A 1,376-nucleotide genomic window follows, 5' to 3' on the forward strand; every position below is an offset into this window, starting at 1 on the left:
TGGCGTGTGTGCTCGGCGGCGTGTCGGGGTCGGGGGGGGCCCCCGGCCCCTCGCCCGGCAGTTGCCAGGCTGTGGCGTCAGCGCTTGAAGGCGTCCTTCACGTTCTCCTTGGCCTGGCGGGCGTCGCCCTTTGCCTGATCGGCACGGCCCTCGGCGGTGAGGCTCTCGTTGCCGACCACGCGGCCCGCGGTCTCCTTGACCTTGCCCTTGGCCTGCTCGGTCTTCGCCTGGGTCTTCTCGTCAGCCGACACAACCATCACTCCTCGTCATAGGAACTCGCCTTGCCTCCACTCGCCTGTCCCCGAACAGGAACTTGAAACGGGAGAACCACCGATCCGGTGAGCCGAGCCCCTCAGCCAGCGAGGAGCTCGGCTTCCCGCCTGCGCCGATAAGAAACAGGTAAGTTTCGCGCGCATGGTTTGGCAGGTGCCGGACAGAAGGCGTCTCGGAGGTAATAACTATGGTTCCCCTGCTTCTCGTTCTTCTGCTCGCCCTGATTCTGTTCGGTGCCGGATTCGCGGTGAAGATCCTCTGGTGGGTCGCCATCGCCGTCCTGGTGCTGTGGCTGGTCGGCTTCGTCGCCCGCCCCAAGGGAGGTAGCGGCCGCTGGTACCGCTGGTAGGCGGGCTCAAACGGCCCGTTGTGGGCCCCTCTCGCCGAGAGGGGCCCACAGTCATGTCACGGCATGGCACGGTCGGGAACCGGCTACGTCCGACGGATCGGCAGCCACCCGCTCTCCCGTTCAAGAAGTATCTCTCCAGGGTCTTCCGATCCAGAAGCCCGATACGTGGAGCATGGAGAGGACTGGCGAGGGCAGTCGAGTTCTTGACGGTGCCGCACTTCCGGAGTCTTGACGGTGCCGGAGTTTCGAGGGCATCAGAACATCGACCCGGAAGATCGGCACTGAAAATCAATGAAGGGGCAATTTGTATGACTGAGAACGTGTGGGGCTACCGCGAAACCGCCGGCCACCTGGCCGGTGCCGATCTGACGGGTTACAAGGTCGAGGCCACGGACGGCTCCATCGGCAAGGTCGACAAGCACTCCGAGGACATGGGTTCCGCCTACATCGTGGTCGACACCGGGCCCTGGATCTTCGGCAAGGAAGTCCTCCTCCCCGCCGGTACGGTCAGCCGCGTCGACACGGACGAGCAGAAGATCTACGTCGACCGGACCAAGGAGCAGATCAAGACGGCTCCCGAGTTCGACAAGGACATCCACCTCGGCAACGAGGACTACCACCGCCAGGTCGGCGGCTACTACGGCCGGCCGCACGACGTCTGACGGGCATCTCGCAGGGATCACGCGAGCGTCCGGGCCGGGGCGGCAACCGTACGGTTGCCCCCGCCGATGTCGATGATGGCCGCGCCCTCGGC

Annotated in this window: 3 protein-coding genes; 2 read left to right on the forward strand and 1 reads right to left on the reverse strand. The window is 65.2% G+C overall.

Annotated elements, in window-relative coordinates; all coding sequences use genetic code 11:
- Nucleotides 1-77 precede the first annotated feature (77 nt).
- Nucleotides 78-251: a CsbD family protein gene (locus AB0D46_RS38510; protein ID WP_362884759.1), complete on the reverse strand. Its 174-nt coding sequence runs from the start codon at nucleotides 249-251 to the stop codon at nucleotides 78-80.
- Between the two features lie 209 nt (nucleotides 252-460).
- Between AB0D46_RS38510 and AB0D46_RS38515 the strand changes: the two genes are divergently transcribed.
- Nucleotides 461-622, forward strand: a complete 162-nt coding sequence (locus AB0D46_RS38515; RefSeq protein ID WP_053676175.1) for a hypothetical protein — start codon at nucleotides 461-463, stop codon at nucleotides 620-622.
- 308 nt (nucleotides 623-930) lie between these two features.
- The gene (locus AB0D46_RS38520) at nucleotides 931-1,284 is read left to right on the forward strand and encodes a PRC-barrel domain-containing protein (protein WP_362884761.1); all 354 of its coding nucleotides are present in this window, start codon (nucleotides 931-933) and stop codon (nucleotides 1,282-1,284) included.
- Nucleotides 1,285-1,376 lie beyond the last annotated feature (92 nt).

This window comes from Streptomyces sp. NPDC048383 (genome assembly GCF_040651775.1).
Classification (GTDB): Bacteria; Actinomycetota; Actinomycetes; order Streptomycetales; family Streptomycetaceae; genus Streptomyces.